The sequence below is a fragment of the Marinobacter sp. NFXS11 genome (genome assembly GCF_040148675.1).
Lineage (GTDB): Bacteria > Pseudomonadota > Gammaproteobacteria > Pseudomonadales > Oleiphilaceae > Marinobacter.
In genome coordinates this window covers 258,048-280,545 of record NZ_JAGDDV010000002.1, presented here as the reverse complement: position 1 = coordinate 280,545, position 22,498 = coordinate 258,048, and the positions used below count along the sequence as shown (strand labels likewise).

Annotated in this window: 20 protein-coding genes; 15 read left to right on the top strand and 5 right to left on the bottom strand. The window is 59.0% G+C overall.

Going from position 1 to position 22,498, the window contains the following annotated elements:
* Window positions 1-30 precede the first annotated feature (30 nt).
* Genes J3362_RS10430 through gntR form a run of 4 tightly spaced genes read left to right on the top strand, consistent with a single transcriptional unit; the run spans window position 31 to window position 3,461 of the window.
* The gene (locus J3362_RS10430; RefSeq protein ID WP_349519551.1) at window positions 31-633 is read left to right on the top strand and encodes a TRAP transporter small permease subunit; all 603 of its coding nucleotides are present in this window, start codon (window positions 31-33) and stop codon (window positions 631-633) included.
* Window positions 626-1,942: a TRAP transporter large permease gene (locus J3362_RS10425; RefSeq protein WP_349519549.1), complete on the top strand. Its 1,317-nt coding sequence runs from the start codon at window positions 626-628 to the stop codon at window positions 1,940-1,942. Before J3362_RS10430 ends, J3362_RS10425 begins: the two co-directional genes overlap by 8 nt.
* Window position 1,943: 1 nt before the next feature.
* Window positions 1,944-2,462 (top strand): gluconokinase, encoded by a 519-nt coding sequence (locus J3362_RS10420; protein ID WP_349519547.1) that lies wholly within the window; start codon window positions 1,944-1,946, stop codon window positions 2,460-2,462.
* Window positions 2,463-3,461: a gluconate operon transcriptional repressor GntR gene (gntR, locus tag J3362_RS10415; RefSeq protein ID WP_349519545.1), complete on the top strand. Its 999-nt coding sequence runs from the start codon at window positions 2,463-2,465 to the stop codon at window positions 3,459-3,461.
* Window positions 3,462-3,468: 7 nt separating this feature from the next.
* On the opposite strand, the gene yihA is transcribed toward gntR, so the two are convergent.
* Entirely contained in the window at window positions 3,469-4,092 is a 624-nt protein-coding gene (gene yihA / locus J3362_RS10410) for a ribosome biogenesis GTP-binding protein YihA/YsxC (protein ID WP_349519544.1), read from the bottom strand.
* A gap of 176 nt (window positions 4,093-4,268) precedes the next feature.
* On the opposite strand from yihA, the gene J3362_RS10405 reads away from it, so the two are divergent.
* From J3362_RS10405 to J3362_RS10395, 3 genes are all read left to right on the top strand, one after another.
* The gene (locus J3362_RS10405; RefSeq protein WP_349519542.1) at window positions 4,269-4,877 is read left to right on the top strand and encodes a c-type cytochrome; all 609 of its coding nucleotides are present in this window, start codon (window positions 4,269-4,271) and stop codon (window positions 4,875-4,877) included.
* Window positions 4,878-5,020: 143 nt separating this feature from the next.
* On the top strand, window positions 5,021-5,656 hold the full coding sequence (locus J3362_RS10400; RefSeq protein ID WP_349519540.1) for a thiol:disulfide interchange protein DsbA/DsbL: 636 nt from the start codon (window positions 5,021-5,023) through the stop codon (window positions 5,654-5,656).
* Window positions 5,657-5,721: 65 nt separating this feature from the next.
* Window positions 5,722-6,582 carry an endonuclease/exonuclease/phosphatase family protein gene (locus J3362_RS10395; protein WP_349519538.1) on the top strand — a complete coding sequence of 287 codons (861 nt, stop codon included), beginning with the start codon at window positions 5,722-5,724 and terminating at the stop codon, window positions 6,580-6,582.
* 64 nt (window positions 6,583-6,646) lie between these two features.
* Here J3362_RS10395 and rpmG read toward each other — a convergent pair whose 3' ends face one another.
* The 3 genes from rpmG to radC form a co-directional block, all read right to left on the bottom strand.
* Window positions 6,647-6,802 (bottom strand): 50S ribosomal protein L33, encoded by a 156-nt coding sequence (rpmG, locus tag J3362_RS10390; RefSeq protein ID WP_008173465.1) that lies wholly within the window; start codon window positions 6,800-6,802, stop codon window positions 6,647-6,649.
* 11 nt (window positions 6,803-6,813) lie between these two features.
* Window positions 6,814-7,050, bottom strand: a complete 237-nt coding sequence (gene rpmB, locus J3362_RS10385; RefSeq protein WP_008173462.1) for a 50S ribosomal protein L28 — start codon at window positions 7,048-7,050, stop codon at window positions 6,814-6,816.
* Window positions 7,051-7,278: 228 nt separating this feature from the next.
* Window positions 7,279-7,953 (bottom strand): RadC family protein, encoded by a 675-nt coding sequence (gene radC, locus J3362_RS10380; RefSeq protein ID WP_008173460.1) that lies wholly within the window; start codon window positions 7,951-7,953, stop codon window positions 7,279-7,281.
* A 186-nt stretch (window positions 7,954-8,139) separates the two neighbouring features.
* On the opposite strand from radC, the gene coaBC reads away from it, so the two are divergent.
* The 7 genes from coaBC (at window position 8,140) to argA (ending at window position 17,510) form a co-directional block, all read left to right on the top strand.
* Complete coding sequence (gene coaBC, locus J3362_RS10375; RefSeq protein ID WP_349519536.1) at window positions 8,140-9,339, top strand: bifunctional phosphopantothenoylcysteine decarboxylase/phosphopantothenate--cysteine ligase CoaBC; 1,200 nt, start codon at window positions 8,140-8,142, stop codon at window positions 9,337-9,339.
* Between the two features lie 41 nt (window positions 9,340-9,380).
* Window positions 9,381-9,842: a dUTP diphosphatase gene (dut, locus tag J3362_RS10370; RefSeq protein WP_349519534.1), complete on the top strand. Its 462-nt coding sequence runs from the start codon at window positions 9,381-9,383 to the stop codon at window positions 9,840-9,842.
* An 87-nt stretch (window positions 9,843-9,929) separates the two neighbouring features.
* Window positions 9,930-12,572 (top strand): phosphomannomutase/phosphoglucomutase, encoded by a 2,643-nt coding sequence (locus J3362_RS10365; RefSeq protein WP_349519532.1) that lies wholly within the window; start codon window positions 9,930-9,932, stop codon window positions 12,570-12,572.
* 57 nt (window positions 12,573-12,629) lie between these two features.
* A complete protein-coding gene (gene argB, locus J3362_RS10360; RefSeq protein WP_349519531.1) occupies window positions 12,630-13,526 on the top strand; it encodes an acetylglutamate kinase in 897 nt (298 codons plus the stop codon).
* A 24-nt stretch (window positions 13,527-13,550) separates the two neighbouring features.
* Complete coding sequence (locus J3362_RS10355) at window positions 13,551-14,801, top strand: aq_1923 C-terminal domain (protein ID WP_349519529.1); 1,251 nt, start codon at window positions 13,551-13,553, stop codon at window positions 14,799-14,801.
* Window positions 14,802-14,827: 26 nt separating this feature from the next.
* Window positions 14,828-15,997, top strand: coding sequence for an acetylornithine deacetylase (gene argE, locus J3362_RS10350; RefSeq protein ID WP_349519527.1), 1,170 nt, complete (start codon window positions 14,828-14,830; stop codon window positions 15,995-15,997).
* A gap of 205 nt (window positions 15,998-16,202) precedes the next feature.
* Complete coding sequence (gene argA / locus J3362_RS10345) at window positions 16,203-17,510, top strand: amino-acid N-acetyltransferase (protein WP_349519525.1); 1,308 nt, start codon at window positions 16,203-16,205, stop codon at window positions 17,508-17,510.
* On the opposite strand, the gene J3362_RS10340 is transcribed toward argA, so the two are convergent.
* A complete protein-coding gene (locus J3362_RS10340; protein WP_349519524.1) occupies window positions 17,484-18,554 on the bottom strand; it encodes an aminopeptidase in 1,071 nt (356 codons plus the stop codon). The two genes, argA and J3362_RS10340, sit on opposite strands and share 27 nt — an antisense overlap.
* A 171-nt stretch (window positions 18,555-18,725) precedes the next feature.
* On the opposite strand from J3362_RS10340, the gene J3362_RS10335 reads away from it, so the two are divergent.
* Complete coding sequence (locus J3362_RS10335; protein ID WP_349519522.1) at window positions 18,726-22,493, top strand: DUF1631 family protein; 3,768 nt, start codon at window positions 18,726-18,728, stop codon at window positions 22,491-22,493.
* Window positions 22,494-22,498 lie beyond the last annotated feature (5 nt).

The following is a 22,498-nucleotide window of genomic DNA, read 5'->3' as shown; positions in this document are numbered from 1 at the left end:
GCAAGGCCTGCCCGGTGCGCGGAGTTGATTATGTCTACTGCAAACCTTTCCTCCGGGCCGGAGAGCACTCCGGGCCAGGGTGATCTGCTGCCCGAAACCGATGAGGATATCGGATTTACCCGCCTTGACCGCGCCATTGTCTGGCTGGGAAAAAAGCTGAGCCTTGTGTTCGCGTTGATTGTTCTGGTGTCTTTCTACGAGATTGTCCGCCGATATGTGTTCGGATCGCCGACGCTCTGGGTGCATGAAACGGTGACCTTCGCTGGTGCCACCCTGTTCGTGCTGGGTGGGCTCTATGCCCTGGCCACCGATCGCCACGTGCGTATTGTGCTGATCTACGACGCCGTGTCCCCGGCCGTTCAGCGTTGGCTGCGGGTGGTTCACCATCTGTTCGGGCTGGCGTTCTGTTCGATGCTGCTCTATGCCAGCTGGTTCATGGCCAGGGGCGCTGTCTGGGCACCCTGGGGCGGCTGGCGCCTGGAGACTTCCGGGTCGGCCTGGAATCCGCCTTTTCCCGCCTTGCTCAAGGTGATCATTCTGGTGGCGATTGCTGTCATGACCCTTCAGTTTGTCCTGCACCTGATTCGTGATCTGCGTGGTCCGGCAACGGCCGGGGAGAAAGACAATGTTTGAGCTGGCTTCCCTCGGAATTGGCTACGGCAGCCTGCTGATGCTGCTGATGCTGATTGTACTGTTACTGACCGGCATGCAGCTGGCCTTTGCCACTGGCCTGGTGGCCCTGGTCTTTGCCCTGGGCTGGTTTGGCCCTGACGCGCTGCCGATTGTCAGCAGCCGTCTGTACAGCTTTATCGGTAACTACGTTTTCCTGGCGGTACCGATGTTCGTGTTGATGGCGTCGCTACTGGATCATTCCGGCATTGCCCGGGACCTTTTTGATGCTATGGCTCGTTTTGGCCGCAAACTGCGCGGTGGTGTCGCCCTCCAGACTCTGGTGGTAGCGGTGATCCTTGCTTCCATGTCGGGGGTGATCGGTGGCGAAACCGTGTTGCTCGGCATCCTGGCGCTGCCGCAGATGCTGCGCCTGGGCTACGATCGCAAACTGGCCATTGGCACCACTTGTGCCGGTGGTGCGCTGGGCACCATGTTGCCGCCGAGTATTGTCCTGATTATTTATGGTCTGACCGCAAACGTCTCCATTGGTGACCTGTTCAAGGGCGCGTTCTTGCCCGCGCTGATCCTGGCGCTACTCTATATGGGGTACGTGCTGGTCAGGGTCTGGCTGAAGCCGGAGATGGCCCCCATCCCCTCCGATCAAGACCAGCCGGAGACCCCGGCGCCGAACTTCTTCAAGGCCCTGCTGTTTCCGATTCTCTCGGTGGTGGTTGTGTTGGGGAGCATCTATGGCGGTGTGGCGTCGGTTACCGAAGCGTCAGCGCTGGGCGTGCTGGGTATTGCCATCAGCACCTGGATACGTGGCGAACTTTCCCTGGCCATGGTGCGCAAGGCCACCATCAGCACCCTGCGGGTGTGTGGCATGATCATCTGGATCGGCATTGGCGCCACCGCTCTTGTAGGCGTCTACAACCTGATGGGTGGCATCGAATTCGTCCGCGAGATGGTCTTTGCGGTCAGTGGTGGCGATGGGCTGACCACCATACTGTTCATGATGTTTATTCTTCTGATTCTGGGCATGTTCCTGGACTGGGTCGGGGTAGCTCTGCTGACCATGCCGATTTTCGTGCCCATTGTCACGGAACTGGGCTACAGCCCGATCTGGTTCGGTGTGGTGTTCTGCATGAATATGCAGGTATCCTTCCTGTCACCGCCCTTTGGCCCGGCCGCGTTCTATCTGAAAACGGTTACCCCCAAGGACATCACCCTCGGCGAAATTTTCCGGTCACTATTGCCGTTCATTGTCTTGCAGATTGTTGCTCTGGCCCTGTTGATTGCATTCCCGCAACTGGCCTTGTGGTGGCAGTGATATGAGCGTCCGTAAAGTTATCATCATGGGTGTGTCCGGGTGTGGCAAAAGCCTGATTGGTACCCGGCTGGCGAAACGTCTTCAGGTACCTTTTTTCGACGCCGACGACTTTCACAGCCCGGCTAACGTGGCCAAAATGGCCAGCGGTGTGCCGCTGACCGATGCCGATCGCAGCGGTTGGCTGGATGATCTGGCAGGGTTGGTTAAGCGTGAAGACGGCGGCTTGGTGCTAGCATGTTCCGCCCTCAAGCGGGCTTACCGTGACCGGCTGAGGGCGGGTAATCCGTCACTGCAGTTTGTCTATCTCAAGGGCGACATGGAAACCATCTGGTCTCGGCATTCCAGCCGGGAAGATCACTACTTCAATGGTCGTTCCATGCTCGAAAGTCAGTTTCGCACGCTGGAGGAGCCGGAGCCTGGGGAAGGGGCCATTGTCGTGGACGTCTGCGACCCGCCCGACTGGATTGTTGAGCGCTGCCTGGCAGTGCTGAGTACACCTGAACGGAACCGGAAAAACTGAATGGTTAAAAAGAAGCGCCCAACATTGCAGGATATTGCCGATAGGGTCGGTGCCACGAAAATGACCGTGAGCCGTTGCCTGCGGGGCGGCGATAATGTGTCTGAACGCATGCGTGAGCGGATTTTCGCCGAGGCCGAGGCACTCGGTTACATCCCGAACAGGGCGCCGGATCTGCTGTCCAAATCCACCAGCCACGCAATCGGTGTGCTGCTGCCATCGCTGACCAACCAGGTCTTCGCCGATGTCATCAAAGGGATCGAATCAGTCACCGAACCGGCGGGCTATCACCTGATGCTGGCCCACTACGGCTACAGCCGCGAGGTGGAAGAGCGCAGTCTGGCCTCACTGCTGTCCTATAACGTTGATGGCGTGATCCTGTCGGAAAGCCAGCACACCGAACGTACCCTGCGAATGCTGGGGACTGCGGGCGTGCCCACGGTGGAAATCATGGACACCCACACGAAGCCCTTCGAACAGGCGGTGGGCTTTGACAATGTGCGCGCGGCCTATGACATGGTGCGTGAGATGATTCGTCGCGGTCGCCGCCATGTGGTGTACCTGGCGGTTCGGCTGGATGCCCGCACGTTGCAGCGACAGGAAGGTTACACCCGTGCCATGGAGCAGCAGGGGCTGATTCCCGTTACCCTTCGCAGTGAACAGCGCTCATCATTCAGTGTCGGCGCCACATTGCTGCAACGCATACTCATCGAAGAGCCGGACACGGACGCGATATTTTGCACCAACGACGACGTGGCTATAGGCGCGTTTTACGAGTGCCAGCGGCAGGGTATCGAAGTGCCAGGTCAGATGGCGATAGCAGGCTTCCACGGCCACGATGTTGGCCAGGTCATGGTGCCGACGCTGGCCAGTGTCATTACACCACGTGAGCAGGTTGGCCAGAGGGCGGCTGAGGCCCTGATCGCTCGCCTGTCCGGCAGGACCATGGGCCAACAGGTGATTGACCTCGGTTACCGGATCGAGTGCGGTGGTACCCTGTAATTCCTTGTTACTCTGCTTCCAGCCAGTCGATCAGCGCCTCCCGGCACTCGTCCACGCCCCGTTTTGACGTGGCAGAGAACATGATCAGATGTTCGACGCAGGAATACGATTTCAGGTTCTTGGCAATGCCCAGCATGGCGGTCTTGGCCTGGCCGTATTTCAATTTGTCTGCTTTGGTGGCCAGAATCATCAGCGGCAGGTTGTTATGCTCGCACCATTCCACCATCATTTGGTCGAAATCGGTCAGTGGGTGGCGAATGTCCATCACCAGAACCAGGCCGCGTAAACAGCGCCGGTCATTCAGATAGTGGCCCAGGTGCTGTTGCCAATCGTCTTTCATGTCCCTGGATACTTTGGCATAGCCGTACCCGGGCAGATCGACCATTCGGCAATTCTCGCGGTTCAGAGAGAAGAAGTTGATCAGCCGGGTGCGCCCCGGAGTTTTACTGGTTCGCGCCAGCTTGCCATTGGCGGTGATTGCGTTCAGTGCGCTGGACTTTCCGGCATTGGATCGGCCGGCGAAGGCAACTTCCGCTCCGAAATCGGGCGGGCACTCGTCCAGGCGGGAAGCGCTGATGAGGAATCGGGCGCTGTTAAATGAGAGGCTTTTTTGAGTCAGATCAGGGTCCACAGCGGTTGGCTTTCCTTTGGATTTCAGTTATCAGGGATTAATGTATAATGCTACACCAATTCCGGGCGGCGCGCTGTGCGCGACCGCTGTCAGCCCCGGTTTTGAGCCTGACTGGTCAGTGCCTGCCGGCTGCGTAGCGAAGAATACCCTTAAAAGATGAGAGAAGCGGAGCGAGCATGAAAAAACTGATCGCAGGAGTAGTTCTCGGTGTTGGCCTCACAGCGATGGCGCACGGGGCGGGAGATCCTCAAGCGGGCGAACAGAACGCAGCGGTATGTGCGGGTTGTCACGGTCAAGGCGGTGCCAAGCCGGTGATGGGCGTATACCCGAAGTTGTCTGGCCTTGGTGAGAAGTACCTGTATCGCCAGTTGGTGGCGATCAAGAGCAAAGAAAGAAACATTCCTGAGATGACCGGCATTCTGGATAACATGTCGGACCAGGATCTGCAGGATCTTGCAGCCTACTTTGATTCCCAGGAAATGGTTGTCAGTCAGGCAGATCCCGATCTGGTTGATCAGGGCTCGGCATTGTACCGCGGGGGCAACTTGGCAACTGGCGTTCCGGCCTGTGCCGGCTGCCACAACCCTCAGGGCAACGGTAACGCACCGGCAGGCTATCCGGCCCTGGGCGGTCAGAATGCAGAGTACTTGACCAAGCAGCTGAAGGCCTACCGCGAAGGAACGCGAAACGCGGGTTCCAATGCCGCAATCATGATGGACGTGGCCTCCAAGCTGACGGACGCCGAAATAGAGGCGGTCTCCAGCTACATTTCCGGCCTGAACTGAAGCTGCCGGACTGTGTCGAAAACCCCGCCCTGTGCGGGGTTTTTTGTTGCCTTTCGTTTCTGTAACTGCCGACCGGTGGAACTTTTCGGGTACGCTGGGTCATAATCCTCCCAAAACGACATAGAGATAATCGGAGATTTTTCATGTTTCGATCCTTCAAAACGGCCTTCCTGCTTCTTTTGGCGCTGTCTGTCACCGGCCTGGCCAACGCCGCAGAGTGGAAAGAAGGGGTCCATTACAACCGGTTGGATAACCCGGTACGCACCGACAGCGATTCCGGAGTCGAGGTAGCGGAAGTCTTCTGGTACGGCTGCCCCCACTGCTACCGGTTCAAGCCCCTGGTTGAAGAATGGGCGGTCAACGCGCCTGACTACGTCAATTACGTGAAGATTCCCGCTGCACTGGGGAGAAACTGGGAGCCTCATGCCTACGCCTTTTATGCGCTTGAAGCGATGGGTGAGCTGGACAAGGTTCACGATGCTCTGTTTGATGCGCTTGCCGGTGAGCGTCGTCCGCTGAATACACCGGAAGCCCTTGCGGATTTCGTTGCGGATTATGGGGTTGATCCGGATGAGTTTGTCAGCACCTATAAAAGCTTTGGTGTGAACGCCCGCATGCAAAAAGCCCAGTCGAAAATCCGCGGTGCGCGGATCACCGGAACTCCGACTATGCTGGTTAATGGCAAGTACACGGTTAGTGCATCTATGGCCGGCAGCCATGAGGCCGTTCTTGACGTGGTGGACTACCTGGTTGCCAAAGAGCGGGGCGAAGTGGAGTAAGGGGCCGCGCCAGGGACGCAAGAGCCGAGTTAGACAAGCCGCCGGCCGGGTTGAGACCGCCCATTATGTACAAGCATATCCGAAAACAGTTGAATGGCATCCTGAAGCCGGCCGGCGGGCCTAGGGGTGCCTGCTCCGGAACCGAGCATGTGCCCGAGTTCGAGCCGCAACGACATATTCGCCTGCTCACCTTCAACATCCAGGTGGGAATCAACACTTCGTCCTACCGTCATTACCTCACGCGAAGCTGGCAGCACATACTGCCTCATCGTAACCGTATCGAAAATCTGGACCGGATTGCCTCCCTGTTGCGCGGGTACGACGTGGTGGCTTTGCAGGAGTGCGATGGGGGCAGTCTGCGCAGCGGCTATATCAACCAGGTGCAATACCTGGCCGAAGCGGCCGGCATTTCCTACTGGTATCAGCAACTGAACCGGAATCTCGGTCAGATCGCCCAGCACAGCAATGGCCTGTTGAGCCGGTACCGGCCCCTGGACGTTACCGAACACAAGTTGCCGGGCCTGATTCCGGGCCGCGGCGCCATCATCGCCCGATACGGAACCGAGCATGATCCACTGGTGCTGGTGCTGATGCACCTTTCCCTCAGCAAGACGGCCCAGCAACGCCAGTTGGGCTACATCCGTGAGCTGATTGCCGACTACCGGCATGTGGTTCTGATGGGGGACATGAACGCCCATGCCGAACAGCTACTGACCCAGACGCCCCTCAGGGAAACCGATCTGGTGCCGCTGCCGGATACCGCCCATAGCTTCCCCAGCTGGCGGCCGGAGAAGGCCCTGGACCATATCCTGGTAAGTCCTTCACTCGAGATCCGCAGGTCCGAGGTGGTGAGTTATCCGATGTCGGATCACCTGCCCATCGCCATGGATGTGGCGTTGCCGGAGGGCTACCTGGAGAAGTTCTGAGTAGTATTAGGTCAAAAAAAAGCCCGGCGCATTGGCCGGGCTTTTTTGGATGCCGGATCAGGAATTACTTGATCTTGGCTTCCTTGTACGCAACGTGCTTGCGGACAACCGGATCGTACTTTTTGATCTCGATTTTTTCCGGAGTGTTACGCTTGTTCTTCTTGGTCGTGTAGAAGTGACCAGTACCTGCTGATGAAACCAGCTTGATTTTCTCGCGCATGATGCGGCTCCTTAAAATTTCTCGCCGCGGGCACGAAGATCGGCCAGCACAGCGTCAATGCCTTTTTTGTCGATGATGCGCATGCCCTTGGTGGATACGCGCAGCTTCACGAAACGCTTCTCGGACTCAACCCAGAAACGATGGTTCTGCAGATTCGGCAGAAAACGACGACGAGTGTGGTTCATCGCGTGGGAAACGTTGTTACCGGATACCGGACGCTTACCGGTAACCTGACAAACTCTGGACATACTTGCCTCCGACCTGAGCAATGGTCTCAATAATACGAATTCGTTTTTAATGCGTCTCTGGTTGCTAAGGAGCTATTACGCCCCCATTCGCGCCTCTAAACTGAACGCTGCTCGCCAGACGCCGCCAGAAAGGGACGCTTTTATACCAGAACTCACCCCCCAACGCAAAAAATTGTTGGGAATTTGGCCAGTTTTCCGGCATTGACGTTCACGGTTAACCATCGGGCTTTACAGCAGACCCCGTTCAGCGAGAGATACTACCTCACCATGGCCAACAACCATATGGTCAAGAACCCTGATATCCACCAGTCCGAGGGCCTCTTTCAAGCGGCGGGTAAGGGAAATGTCGGCCTGGCTCGGTTCGGCGACGCCCGACGGGTGGTTGTGAGCGAAAATCACCGCTGCTGCATTGTCCTCCAGAGCCTGTCGCACCACTTCCCGTGGATAGACGGCCGCGCCATCGATGGTGCCCCGGAACAACTCACGGTATTGAATAACGCGATGGCGATTGTCCAGAAACAGGCCTGCGAAAACCTCGTGCGGGTAGGTGCCGAGTCGACTGGTAAGAAAGCGGCGGGTATCTTCGGGAGAGCGCAGGGGATCACCCTGCCGCAATGGTTCATCCATGACCCGGCGCGCCATTTCCATGGCCGCCTGAACCTGGGCGTATTTCGCGGTTCCCAGACCTTTGACATCGCAGAACTGTCGACGGGAAGCCGTCAGCAACCCCCGAAGCCCGGAAAACTCCTCAATGAGGTGGCGGGCCAGTGCCATGACCGGCATGCCGGTGGTGCCGGTGCGTAAAAATAGCGCGAGCAGTTCGGCGTCGGAGAGGGTTTGCGGTCCGTGGGCGAGCAGGCGTTCCCGTGGACGTTCGTCCGTGGGCCAGGCGGGGTCTGACATCGTGGCTTCCTTGCATTGGTTGTCTCCTGCCCTGGTGCTTCCTGCACCGCGACGGGCATCTCAGGGTTACAAAGGTTACTTTAAAAACTAACAATCGGTAAACGTATGCCGGGTCTGGCAGGCTGTCGCTGCGGCCTGAGCATGCTATCTTATAAGCCTTTCATTTTATGCGGAAACGGAGCCCCTATGGCCGCCAGACGAATCCTCCTGGGAGTAACCGGTGGTATCGCTGCCTATAAAAGTGCCGAGCTGGTTCGCCAGTTAAAGAAAGCGGGCCATGAGGTGAGGGTTGTTATGACCCGCGGGGCGGAAGCGTTCGTGGCACCACTGACCTTTCAGGCCCTCAGTGGCGAGCCCGTGAGGACGTCCTTGCTGGACCCTGAGGCGGAAGCTGGTATGGGGCATATTGAACTGGCCAAGTGGGCTGATCAGTTGGTCGTTGCGCCGGCGTCGGCCGATTTTATCGCCCGCCTTGCCCAGGGGATGGCCGACGATCTGTTAACCACCGTTTGTTGTGCAACCGAGGCGCCCATTGCCGTGGTGCCTGCGATGAATCAGGCAATGTGGAGCAATGGCCGTACCCAGAGAAATATCCGGCTGCTTGAAGAGGATCCCCAGATCGAATTATGGGGGCCGGCTCAGGGAGCGCAGGCCTGTGGTGATACCGGGCCAGGAAGAATGTTGGAGCCGGAGGACATTGTTGCGCTTGTCGATCACGGTCGCACAGGCGTGCTTGCTGGCAAGACGGTCGTGATTACTGCAGGCCCGACCCGAGAGCCTATCGACCCGGTGCGCTATATAAGCAATCACAGCTCCGGGAAAATGGGTTATGCCCTGGCCAGCGAGGCGCAGAAGGCAGGTGCCCGGGTGATTCTGGTCAGTGGTCCGGTAGCGCTTTCCGCGCCTATCGGTGTCGAGGTTCGTCCGGTGTTAACGGCCGAGGACATGTTGCAGGAAGCGTCAAGCGCAGTGGATGAGGGCTGTGACCTGTTTATTGCGACAGCTGCGGTCGCGGATTACCGGCCGGAAACCTGTGCCGGAGACAAGATCAAGAAGTCCAGTGATGCCATGGCGCTCTCGCTGGTGCGCAATCCCGACACCCTGGCTACCATAGCCGGGCGCGACGATGCGCCTTTTACCGTAGGTTTCGCTGCAGAAACCACCGATGTATCGAGCTACGCCACCGACAAAATGCAACGCAAGAAGCTGAACATGATCGTGGCCAACGATGTGTCCGCGCCCGGGCTGGGCTTTAACAGCGACAACAATGCGGTGACCGTATTCTGGCCGGGCGGCCAGACGTCGATCGGCCCTGATAGCAAAACGAACATTGCCAGACAGCTTGTGGCGATGATAGGTGAACATCTTGGTCAGGCCGCCCGCTGACTCAGCGCAGCGCACCTGCACTACAATCGACAGGACCCCTCATGAGCAGGAAAAATCTTCAGGTACGTATTCTGGATGATCGCATTGGCAGCCAGATTCCTTTTCCCGAGTATGCCACTGAAGGCTCTGCAGGCCTTGACCTTCGGGCCTGCCTGGACGAGCCGCTGATCCTCGAGCCGGGCGATACTCAACTGATCAGGACAGGGTTATCGATCCACATTGCCGATCCGTCGCTGGCGGCGATGATCCTGCCCCGAAGCGGGCTCGGCCACAAGCACGGCATTGTGCTTGGCAATCTGGTGGGGTTGATCGATTCGGATTATCAGGGCGAGTTAATGGTGTCCTGCTGGAACCGGGGGCGCATCAGCTTTACCGTGGACGTGGGCGAGCGTCTGGCCCAGTTGGTACTGGTGCCTGTGGTCCAGGCCGATTTTGAGGTGGTTTCAGAATTTGACGCCAGCGCTCGCGGTGACGGCGGCTTTGGTTCCACCGGCACGCGGTGACCGGGCACGCAGAACATTGTGCCGGCGTCTATACTTTGCGGATAACTGCTTGTCCAGGACGATAAAATTACAACTGCAGGATGGACTATGAAGCTGGGTAAAAAGAAAGATGCCGACGCGTCCGGTGATGAAAAGCCGGCGAAGAAGGCGGTGAAAAAGGAAAAAACCAGTTCTTCGGGACCCAAACTGAAGAGACTCAATTCCGTGGCGGTGAGCCAGTCGCTGGTCGTGGTTCTTGCGGGGGTGATTGCCGTTGCCTTGCTTCATTTTCTGGTGGTTCAGCCGTCGGCAAAGGAGCGTTTCGAGTCACTGAAAGTCCTGGAAGCGGATGCCGCTGCGCTTCGACTGAACCAATATTTTGACCAGGTCCAGAAAAGCGTCAGTGGCCTGGCCACCCAGCCGCACGTGATTCAGGCCCTGAACAGCCGGAACGAGATACCGGCAACCGAGGTGCAGCTGGCGGAGTCACTGCCCGGTATCGAGGCGGTCCATCTGTTTCCCTACCGTGACATTCCGCGTACGTCCAGCAGTGACGGACTGCTGGGCTTCTCAGGCCTTGAACTCGCCCGACGCGCTGAAACCGGCCAAAGCCTGTTTCCAGATGCGTTTCCACGGGATAACCGCTGGTTTGTCCAGATGGCGGCCCCGGTACGCAACCCTACAAGCAATGCGGTCATCGGAAGCCTGCTGATTATCTTCGACTCCGGCCAGATCCAGCCGTTGCTGCAAGTGGTTAACTCCAGCCTTGGTGGCCAGCTCGCGCTGGTGCAGACCGTGTCCGGTTCGTCCCGCACCGTGGTCAGTAACGGCAACGGCTCCGGAAACGCTGAATCCCGGCGGCTTTCCAACCCGGACTGGACAGTAGCCTACACCCCCGCCAAATCGTCCGCAGCGCCGGTGGATACGGTGATGATCGCGCTTCTGGTCGGGGTTCCCGCTCTGCTCGCGGCCATTACCGTTTGGGTACTGCTGGGCGGGGCCCAGAAAGGCTTGCGTCAGGACGTGACGGCTCTGATCCAGTGGGCCCACAAGGTGTTCGGCGGGGAGCGGGTAAAACTGCCGACCTTCCGTTGGGATATGGTGGCCTCAACCGGTGAGGTGCTCTACCGTCTATCCCAGGTGGTTGATAAACGGGTCGCCAAGGCTGGAGAAAGCGCCAAACCCAGGCAGGCCGGTTCCGGAAAGTCTGGCGGTGGTGCCGCCAAGGGCGGCGATGAGCCTCTGTTCCAGGACAAGGACATGCCCGATATCGACATGCTTGATGGCGATGAGGACGTTCTGGGCTTCGGCAGCGGCGATGATACCGTCTTTGGTTCCGGCGACACTCCGGATGTGGAAGAGGTGGCCCTGCCTCAGGTGGAGCTTTCCCAGGATATTTTCCGGGCCTATGACATTCGGGGCATTGTAGGCGAAACCCTGACCGCCGAGGGCGTTGAAGTCATCGGTCGGGCCATCGGTTCGGAGGCCCGGGAGCGTGGTGTCGACAGCCTTTGCATTGGTTATGACGGCCGCCATTCCAGCCCGGATCTGGCTGATGCCCTGGCGCGCGGTGTCATGGCAGCCGGGTGCAACGTGATTCACGTGGGTGCCGTGCCGACACCGGTCCTCTATTTTGCCACCCACGAACTCCAGACTGGCTCTGGCGTTATGGTGACCGGCAGTCACAACCCGGCCAACTACAACGGCCTGAAAATCATGTTGGGTGGTGAAACCCTTTCAGGTGAGGCCATCCAGAAACTGTATCAGCGCATCCAGACCGGAGATTTTGCCAGCGGTCGGGGCAGCCAGAGCACCGAGGATGTGCGCCGTGCCTACCTGGACCGGATTGTTGGCGATATTGCGGTAGCGGCACCGCTCAAGGTGGTCGTCGATGCCGGCAATGGCATTGCGGGTGAGCTGGCGCCCATGCTGATCGAGGAACTGGGCTGCGAAGTGATTCCGCTCTACTGCGAGGTGGACGGTGACTTCCCGAATCACCATCCCGACCCAGGTAAGCCGGCGAATCTGGCCGATCTGATTGCCCGGGTTGAATCGGAAGGGGCCGACATCGGTTTGGCCTTCGATGGCGATGGTGACCGCCTTGGCGTGGTAACCAATTCTGGCAAGATTATCTGGCCGGACCGGTTGATGATGCTGTTCGCCCGGGATGTGGTTTCACGTAATCCGGGGGCCGATGTCCTCTACGATGTGAAATGCAGCCGCAGGCTGGCCGGGGTGATTTCTGAGGCCGGTGGCCGACCGATCATGTGGAAAACCGGTCATTCCCTGATGAAGGCGAAAATGAAAGAGACTGGCGCTTTGCTGGCCGGGGAAATGAGCGGTCATATTTTCTTTGGCGAGCGCTGGTACGGGTTTGATGACGGTCTGTATTCCGCGGCCCGCCTTCTGGAAATTCTGGGCATTGAGGATCGTCACAGCGATGAAGTCTTCGAGGATTTCCCGGATGACATCAGTACGCCAGAGCTGAATGTCGAAGTGACGGAAAGTTCCAAATTCGACATTATCAAACGCCTCGGCGAGTCCGGGGATTTCGGTGACGGCAATATCAGCACCATCGACGGCATCCGGGTGGACTACGCCGACGGCTGGGGGCTATGCCGGGCATCAAACACCACACCGGTGCTGGTCTTACGCTTTGAAGCGGAGACCAACGAGGCACTGGAGCGTATCAAGTCTGTGTTCCGTGACCAGCTGCAGAAGGCAGCGCCGGATCTGGTGGCGGATTTCTGATTCGCAGTCACCGAGTTTCACAGGCAAGTTTCAATACAGGATCAACAAGGCAAAAACATGGCGCTGGATCGTGAAACAGCAATGCAGGTGGCTTCGGTACTCAGCCGGGGCCTGCCTTATATTCAGAGATTTACCGGCAAGACCGTGGTCATCAAGTATGGCGGTAACGCCATGGAAAACGAGGACCTCAAGAGCAGTTTTGCCCGCGATGTGGTGCTGATGAAACTTGTAGGCATCAACCCGATCGTTGTCCACGGCGGTGGCCCGCAGATCGGCGAGCTACTGGAGCGTTTGAACATCCAGTCACGATTCGTCAACGGCATGCGGGTAACCGATTCCGAAACCATGGATGTGGTGGAGATGGTACTTGGTGGCCAGGTGAACAAGGAAATTGTATCCCTGATCAACTCCCATGGTGGCATGGCGGTGGGGCTCACCGGCAAAGACGCCAATCTGATCCGGGCCCGCAAGCTGGAGGTGGTGAATCGATCCGCCGAACTGGAGCGGCCTGAAATCATCGACATCGGCCATGTGGGCGAGGTCGCCAGTGTCAACGTGGATGTGATCGACATGCTCACCCGCAGCAACCTGATTCCGGTGATCGCACCCATTGGTGTTGGGCCCGACGGCGCCTCCTACAACATCAATGCCGATCTGGTGGCGGGCAAGGTGGCCGAGGCCATGAAAGCCGAGAAGCTCATTCTGCTGACCAACGTGTCCGGTTTGAAGAGCAAGGACGACAAGGTGCTGACCGGGCTCACGGCCAAACAGGTCAACGATCTGATTGAGGACGGCACCATTCATGGCGGCATGCTGCCCAAGATCCGGTGTGCCCTGAGTGCCGTCGAAAACGGCGTGCGCACGTCCCATATTATCGACGGCAGGGTCGCTCATGCGTGTCTGTTGGAGATCTTCACTGATGAGGGTGTCGGCACCCTGATTTCCCGTAACTGACGGCACCCGACAAGGAGTCTCCGGATGAAGCGCCTGCTTGCGACGCTGGTAATACTGGTTCTGGTCGGCTTTGCCGCATTCAAGGCGGGGGTCTGGTGGCTGGCGGATCAGCGCATGGCCGAGGCGAGACAGGCGCTGGAGCCCCACGGTGTGCTGCACAGGGGCAACATCAGTTCCGGTGTCGAGGGCCGGTTGGTTCTCAACGACGCCAGCTGGCAGGATTTCGAGCTCACCCAGCCTCTGGACATGGCGAGGGTGGAGCTTGATACCGGCTCACCCGTCAGTTTGCTCTCTGTCCTGTTCGACCCGGCTGACATGCCGGAACAATGGACCTTGCGACTCGACGGCCTTGGCCTGACCCTAGATCCGACTATGCTTCGTAACTGGGTTACTGCAGAAGGCGCCAACAGCGAGGGCGATCCGGCCTTGTTTGCTTTTTCCTGCGCGCCAGATCCGCGCCAACAGCTGGGTAGCGGCGACCTGATCCGCATGGGCATCACAGCACTCGCCGGGGATGGCTTCGTGCGACAGACTCCGGGCAATCTCCATGCTGAGTTGAATACCGTCAGCACCGGCAGTCTGGAGCTGGACTGGCGTGATGCTCGAATCCGGATCCAGGATGCCGAGCTGACCGTTTCCGGTGGCGCCGAGCCGATGACGCTGACCTTGCGTGATGGTGGCCTGATGCGTCGCATCGCCGCCTATTGCGCCCGCGAAGCCGGTATCGAAACCGGAGAGTGGGCCGGGCGCGCAGTGCAGGCGCTGTCTGCCGGGCTTGAAGCCCGGGGCCTGGCCGCCAGTGACCAGCTGAAAGCGTTGTACCGGCAGTGGCTGCTGGAGGGCGGTGAGCTCACGGTAAATGTGCAGCCGGCTCAGCCTCTGCTCGGAGTGCCTGTGAGAACGGCTGAAAACGAGGGTGCGGGCATGAGCTGGCCCGTCCGTTACAACGGTGCAGGCGTGCCGGACGTCTATCTGGCCGAGGCCGAGCCGGTTGTTCAGGAAACACCAGAGGTGGCCGTCGAGCCGGTGGTGCCACGGGAGGATCCTGAGACAGAAACCTGGTATCCGGCGAGTCTTGAAACCGCTGAACAATGGGTTGACCGGCAGGTCCGGGTAACGCTTTCCAACGAGAACGTGGTGGAAGGGCGTCTGGTGAGCGTCAGCGAACGCGAGCTGGAAGTGGCCCGGGTTATCGCTGGCGGTGAAGTCGCCTACCCGATGTTGATCCGGGCGATTACCAACTTTGAAGTCTGGCGGCGTGGCCGTGCACAATGATTCCAATGGGAATCTGAGAGGAAACTATGTCGCAGTCCGATAGCAAATCCGCAGTGGTGCCGGGCATTCGTGACATGCTTGCCCGCCTGATATCTCTGCCCTCAATCAGCAGCGCGTCGGCAAAATGGGATCATAGTAACGAGCCCGTGGTGCGAACCCTGGCAGAATGGCTCGAAGCCCTCGGGTTTTCCGTGGAAATCCTGGAAGTGCCAGGCATGCCCGGAAAATTCAACCTGATCGGAACCCTTGGCAGCGGCCCGGGCGGTCTTGTGTTGTCCGGCCATACCGATACAGTGCCCTTTGATGACAAACGCTGGCAGAGCGACCCCTTTACCCTGACCGAGCGGGACAATCGCTGGTACGGGCTGGGTACCTGCGACATGAAAGGCTTTTTCCCGCTGGCCATTGAAGCAGCCAGGGCCTTTGTCGACGAGGACCTCAAGCAGCCACTGATTATACTGGCCACCGCCGACGAAGAAAGCTCCATGGACGGCGCCCGGGCGCTGGCCGAAGCTGGTAAGCCCAAGGCCCGCTACGCGGTCATCGGTGAGCCCACCAGTCTGAAGCCGGTGCGCATGCACAAGGGCATCATGATGGAGCGTCTGAAATTCGAGGGCCAGTCCGGCCACTCCTCCAACCCGGCCCTCGGCCGCAACGCCATGGAGGGGATGCACGAAGCGCTCACCGAATTGATGGCACTCCGCTCAGGCTGGCAGGAAAAGTATCGTAACCCGAATTTCGAAGTGCAATTTCCAACCCTGAACCTTGGCTGCATCCACGGCGGTGACAACCCCAACCGCATCTGCGCCCAATGCGAGCTGCACTTTGATTTGCGCCCGTTGCCAGGCATGAACATGGAAACCCTGCGTCAGACCATTCTGAGCAAGGTCCAGCCAATCGCGGAACGGAGGGAACTGTCCCTGGAATTCGAGCCGCTCTTCGACGGCGTACCACCGTTTGAAACCCCGGCCGATGCGGCCCTGGTCAAAGCCTGTGAAAAACTGACGGGCCATACCGCCCACGCCGTTGCCTTCGCCACGGAAGCGCCCTGGTTGCAGAAACTCGGCCTGGAGACATTGGTTATGGGCCCCGGGTCCATCGATCAGGCGCACCAGCCCGATGAATTTATCGAGCTGTCCCAGCTTGACCCAACCGTCAAAGTTCTGCGAGGGCTCATCCGAGAATTCTGTCTCTAACCGGGGCGCAGGCACCTCTGAAGTCTGCGGAGAGTCCTGGCGGGGAGGGTGTGCGAAAACCGTGGAGCGCCAGGGATGGCGCGACCGAGCCCTACAGGGACGTATTTACGGGCGTGTTTTGGCACACCCTCCTCGACAGGGCTCGGCAAACTCCTCAAGATAAAAGACCGGCCGCTAACCGATATACAAGAACCAGGAGAAAGGTTTGAAATCAAACGACTGGCTGCATGGATTCCGCCATTCATCCCCTTACATCAACGCCCATCGCGGGCGGACGGTGGTATTGACCATTCCGGGGGATGCGATTGAACACGGGAATTTCATCAACATCATCCATGACATCGCGCTGCTGAGCAGTCTTGGTGTGCGGCTGGTCGTTGCCTTTGGTGCCCGCCCGCAAATCCAGACGCGGCTGGATGTTGCCGGAATCGAATCGTCGTTTTCGAAAGGTCTTCGGATTACACCGCAAGAGCACCTGAGCATGGTGATGGAGGCCGTCGGTGGCCTGAGAGCTTACCTGGAAAGCCACCTTTCCATGGGTCTGGTGAATTCGCCAATGCACAATGCCCGCATCCGGGTGAGTGGCGGCAATTATGTGGCCGCCAAACCCGTTGGCGTGCTGGACGGTGTTGATTTTGGCCATACCGGCAAGGTGCGCCGGGTTGATGTGGCCGGCATCGAGAAGCTGCTGGAGCTTGGTCACATTGTCCTGCTGCCGCCTATGGGTTATTCGCCGACGGGAGACGCCTTTAACCTTTCCTACGAGGATGTTGGCAGCCAGGTGGCAGCGGCCCTTCAGGCCGAGAAGCTGATGGTGTTTATTGATGATCCCGGGCTGCAGGAAGAGGACGGCACTTTGATCCGGGAGCTGTCGGCGCGCCAGGCGTCCGAGCGTCTGGCGGCCGGAGCGGTGACCGGTCACGATGCCGACCTGCTGAGAGCTGCCTGTGATGCCTGTGTGAAGGGTGTTCGTCGTGCCCATATCATCAGCTATGTGGATGACGGCGCCCTGTTAAAGGAGCTGTTCACGCGGGATGGCGCGGGCACGTTGGTCAGTGGCGATCACTACGAGCAGTTTCGCCAGGCCAGGGTCGAGGACATCGGCGGTATTCTGGAGCTGATCCAGCCGCTGGAGGAGCAGGGCATTCTGGTTCGCCGCTCCCGGGAGATGCTGGAAACCGAGATTGACCGCTTTGTCGTGGCGGAGCGCGACGGCACGATCGTGGGCTGTGCCGCTCTCTACAGTTACCCTGAAGAGGGTGCCGGCGAGTTGTCCTGCTTCGCGGTAGACCCGACCTATCGCCGGGCCGGGCGGGGTGATGAGATTCTGGCAATGGTGGAGAAGCTGGCCAGGGGGCAGGGTATCCAGAAGCTGTTCGTGCTCACCACCCAGACGGAGCACTGGTTCCGGGAGCGGGGCTTCCAGCCTTCGACAGTGCAGGCCCTGCCCGGGCCGAAGCTGGCTGCCTATAACACCCAGCGGAACTCAAAGGTGTTCTTCAAACCGCTCTGACAGCGCGGCCAGATGTTCAGATCTCTGGGGTTCCGGTTGCTCTGACAGCGTCTCGACGGCCTTGTAAAAGTCCGCAAAGTCGTAGTCTACATTCCGAAGCATCTGGCGGAACGCCGGTACGTGCTGGTTGTACTGACGAAACAGCGCCAGGTTGGCATTGTTCAGGCTGACCGGTACCGGTCCGAACGGGCCCGGTTCGGGCCACTCTGCGGAAAGTTCCTGATAGGCAAGAGCCAGCTCTTGGTAAATAGCCGCCTTGCGATTCCGCAGTTGCTGGTCTGGCAAGCTGCTCTGCTGAGCATAAAGAACGTCCAGCCGGGCACTGAAGTCCTCGACCAGGGCGAGCGTCTGGTTTCGGCGCGCCAGGCGGTCCAGTGCCTCCTCGAACTGGCCGGGTTTGCCCTGTTCCGATAGCCAGAGCCTGAGCCCTTCCAGCTCCACCGCGGTGGCAAAGCTTTCGTTAAATGTCGTGTCATTGGCGATGTAGACCACCCGGTGTGCCAGCTCATGGAACATCAGGGCGACCATGCGATCCTCCGTCAGTCGGGTAAAGCCGGTGTGCAGGGGGTCATCAAACCAGCCGAGGGTGGAATAGGCTGTTACGCCGCCAATAAACGTGTCGAAGTCGTCGTTGCGAAATTGCGACTCCTCGGCACGCGCATCCGCCAGGCTGTAGTATCCGCGGTAGGCCTGACAGCCGAGCATCGGATAGCACCAACGGTGCGGCTCCAGGGAGAACTCCGGCACGGCCACCAGGTTCACCACCACCCAGGGTCTGCCGAGATCCACGTAGTCGCTGAAGGCGCCCCCCACCGGCAGGGCCAGTCGCTGAGCGGCGAATTCCCGGGCCTGTTGCGCTACCGCGAGTTTAGCCCGAAGATCCATCGGCGTTGTGGTGTCGGAGAGTATTTCGTGGACCGGTTCCGCCGACATCATCAGGGAGAGATGGCCACTGACAGCTTGCGAATAGTAGCCAATGGTCGAACAGCCGTTAAGCATTGTTACCAGTAGCAAAAGTAGATAGATCTGACTAAGCTGTTTCATGGGTCAGGATGTTATAGTGGATTGGTTTGCCTGTGGGGGCCAGGCCGCTATAGTACAATCATGGTCTCTATAGTAGCAGCCGGTGGCATCCGCCATCGTTTCAGGGACGTGAGTCGGTACCGGGCGCTGTGTTCGGTGATCGTTCCGGCTTTGCGAGATATCAGGTAGTTCATGGATCCGAGAGAACGTCGTAGCAGCCCCCGCCAACCAATCAAGCTTGCCGCCCAGATTGATCTGGGAACCGGTGAAGCCTGGCCTTGTCAGATCGCCGACTTCTGTGCGGAGGGTCTGTTCGTCCGCTATTCGGGTGAAACCTCGAAGAAGCTGGATCGGGCGTTTGCTTCCGGCACACCGCCAGAACTTGTGATACGTTTTCGGGGCCTGGATGGCGCCCGCCGCCATGAGCTTCATGTCAGTATTGTCCGCCGCATCGATGGCGCCATGGGGGTCAATTTCAGCAGACCCAACCCGGTAGCGGTGGATGCCATGCTGCAGCAATGCGGGGGCTCCCGCAGTCAGGATCGCTCATCGCTCCGCGCGCCCAGTGACCGCGTACAGTTTGTCCTGCACCAGTCCGCCAAGGCGGTGGTACAGTTTATCGAGCCGTTGATGGACGCCTGTTTCGTGCAGATGGTGGAGGGTCTCAAACTGGCGGCTCAGAGAGCCTCAAATGATCAGCAGGCCAATGAATACATGGATGCCTCGGGCCAGATTCAGGCCCGGCAACGGGTTATCTGGCATCAGATGGCGCGAAGCCTGGAATCGCCACTGAAGCCCACCCCCAAGGGCTTTCCGGGTTCCGAGCTGTCCGTGGTCGACAAGGGCGAATTCGAGGACTGGCTGACAATCCGGGTGATGGTGACCAAGGCGGATACCCAGTATCGGGGCGATCTGCTGCAGCTCAAGCTTCGCCTGGACAAACTCGGAATCGCCAATGCCACGGGACACCATAACCCCCTCGGGCCTTCCCTGGTCTGTGAAGCCTTCCATAATGGCCTCAGTCAGCTCAAGGCGACCCGGGAGGTGGAGAAAATCTGTCTGCGTGTCTTTGAGCAGACGGTGTTACAGCAGCTGGGGCCTCTCTACAAGGAACTCAACGATATTCTGATTCGTCACGGTGTTTTGCCAGACCTGGATCTCAGCAAGTATCTGAGCGAGCAGGACGGGGCGAAGCCGGAGGGACCAAAAGAGTCCGTAGAGCCCGAGCCGGTTACCCAGGAGAGTGCTGCTGCAGAGTCGAAGTCAAAGCCAAAGGCGGGTGCCGGGGACGCAGGGCAACCGCCGCCTCGTCGCAGAGCCGGCATGCTGGGAGGCGAGTTTCGGGGCTATGCCCAGGCGGCCCAGACTGCGTTCGCCACGGTGCGCAACCTGCTGAATACCCTGAGTGCGAGTCGTGTGGCCCGAGGCGATCCGGAACCTTTGCCGTTCCAGCCCAACGCCAGGCCCCTGTCGTCCGGAGAATTCCAGCGAGAACTCCAGCAGCTGCAATCTCAGCCCGTGGATACTGGCGAGGAGCTGGCGCCCCTGAAGGAGCGGGTGGTAGAGAGAGTAAAGGCAAGTGGTGATAACCGGTTGGATGAAGAACAGCAGGAAACGGTTGATGTGGTCGACCGGTTTTTCAAATCGGTGGTGGAAAGCCCGAAGCTCAGTGAGTATGCCCAGCAGCGAATGCGGCAGCTGGAAGTACCTGTTCTCAAAGTTGTCATGAGGGACCCTGCGTTCTTTGACGATCAGGATAGCCCGGTACGCGGGGTGATGAACCGTCTGGCCCAGTTAGGGGTAAAGGGCGGGCGCATCAATCCGGTGGTTCAGCGTCGCGTGGATGAGCTTGTAGAGCGCATTACAACGGATTTCGAGCAGGACACCGGGGTATTCGAGCAAACGGTCCAGGAGCTGGACACCCTGATTGATCGCCAGAATCTTGTCTATCGCAGGAACGTCGAGCGAGTGACAGCGGCCGCGGAGGGAGCCCAGAAGGTGGCCGAGTCGAAAAAGGCTGTGGCCGATGTGCTTGACAGCAAACTGGGTGGGCGCAAGGTGCCAAAGGCGGTAATCAGTCTGTTGGATGGTGGCTGGCGGGATCTGCTTTCGCTGACCTGGATCCGGCAGGGGCCGGATAGCCAGCTTTGGCAGGATTATCTGGCGGTAATTGATTCCCTGCTGTCCTTCGCAAATGATCCCAACAGTTCGATCAATCTGCCCGAGCTGCTGCGGGTTATTCAGGATGGCCTGGCCTCTATTTCCAGCAACCACATGCCTTCTTCGCAAATCCGGGACGAGCTCAAGCAGTTCCTGGTTCGCAGTCCGCAAAAAAGCCCCGAACTGGTTGAAGTGCCAGTGGCAAAGCCGGAGCAACCGGATGCCAGAAAACTGTCCGACCGGGAACAACGCAGTCTTCAGCGCTGGATCAACCGGGCGCAGAAATTGCGAACCGGCGACTGGCTTCGCGACCAGGAAAAACCGGACGAACCCCAGTACATTCGCCTGGTCTGGGTGGCCCGGGGCTTCAGCCGCTTTGTCTTTGTGAATCACCAGGGCATGCGAGTGGTGGAATTGGAGCTGGAGGCTCTGGCCCGGCAGATGCGAAAAGGCATCATCGTGCCCGATAGCCAGTATGAGCGGCCTCTGGTGGACGAGAGTATCGATCGGATGGTCCGCAAGGTCTATGACCAGTTGTCCTGGGCCTCCACCCACGATGAATTGACCGGCCTTCTCGGGCGTCGGGAATTCGAACGCATGCTCGATCAGCAGTTGGCCCGTCGGGAGGATGAGCGCTCCCTGGTGCGCCTGGATCTCCGTAGGTTCCGCCTGCTGAACGACACTGCCGGCTACCAGGCCGGTGATGAGACCCTGAAACGGGTTGCCGATATCCTGCGCAGTCATGTAAGTGATGGCATGCCCGTGGCAAGGCTGGCAGGCAATGAGTTTGCCATGCTGGTGCCGTCCGAGAGTGCCAGCGACGCGGCAAGAGATCTCATCCGGGCAGTGGAGGCCGCCGAGTTCAGTTTTGGTGGTCGCGACTACCGGCTCTCTGCAAGCGCCGGTGTGGTCCCCACGTTACCGGCCCTGGTCAGTGCTGAACGCTGGTTGCGGGCCTCGGAGCAGGCGCTTGCCGCGTCCCGCCAGCAGGGCCACGGCAAGGTTTCGGAGTATGCCCTGGGTGCCGAGGATCAGGCCCGTCAGGAGCAGATTGCCGCCAAGGTTGCCAGCCTCAGCGACCTGAATGAGGAGCGCATGCTGCTGCGCTGCCAGAAGATCATCCCTCTGCATGCCAAGGCGTCCATGGTCGCGCAGTATGAGGTATTGATCAGCATGTACGATGACGAGGGCAACCTCATTACCGGTAGGGACTTCGTGCGCATGGCCGAGCGCTATGACCGTATGCAGGCCGTGGATCGCTGGGTCGTTGGTCACATGTTGGACTGGCTCAGGGAGCAGGCCCCGGACCCGCGGCATTTCGGCGGTGTCTGCATCAACTTGTCCGGCTACTCCATGAACGACCAGTCGCTGCTGGAGTTCATCTATGAAAAGCTGAGTGAGAAAGATGCGCCTATCGAGCGGCTGTGGTTCGAGCTTACCGAAGCCTCGGCGATCAATGACGTCCAGTCAGTGGCAGACTTCATCGTTGAGATGAAAGAGCTTGGCTGCCGGTTCTGTCTCGGCAACTTTGGCAGTGGCCCCAGTTCGTTCGAGTTCATGCGTTCGTTACCGGTAGACCTGATCAAGATCGACAGCGCCTTTACGGGCCAGCTGTCGACCAGCGAGACCGATCGGGCAATGGTGCGCTCAATGGTGGACATGGCGCACTACATGAACCGGGAAGTGATTGCCTCCCAGGTTGAATCTCGCGACGTTCTGGACATGCTCCGGCAGTTAGGTGTGGACTATGCTCAGGGCTTCGTGGTTGAAAAACCGCGTTTGCTCGACAGCCTCAGCTGATTCCG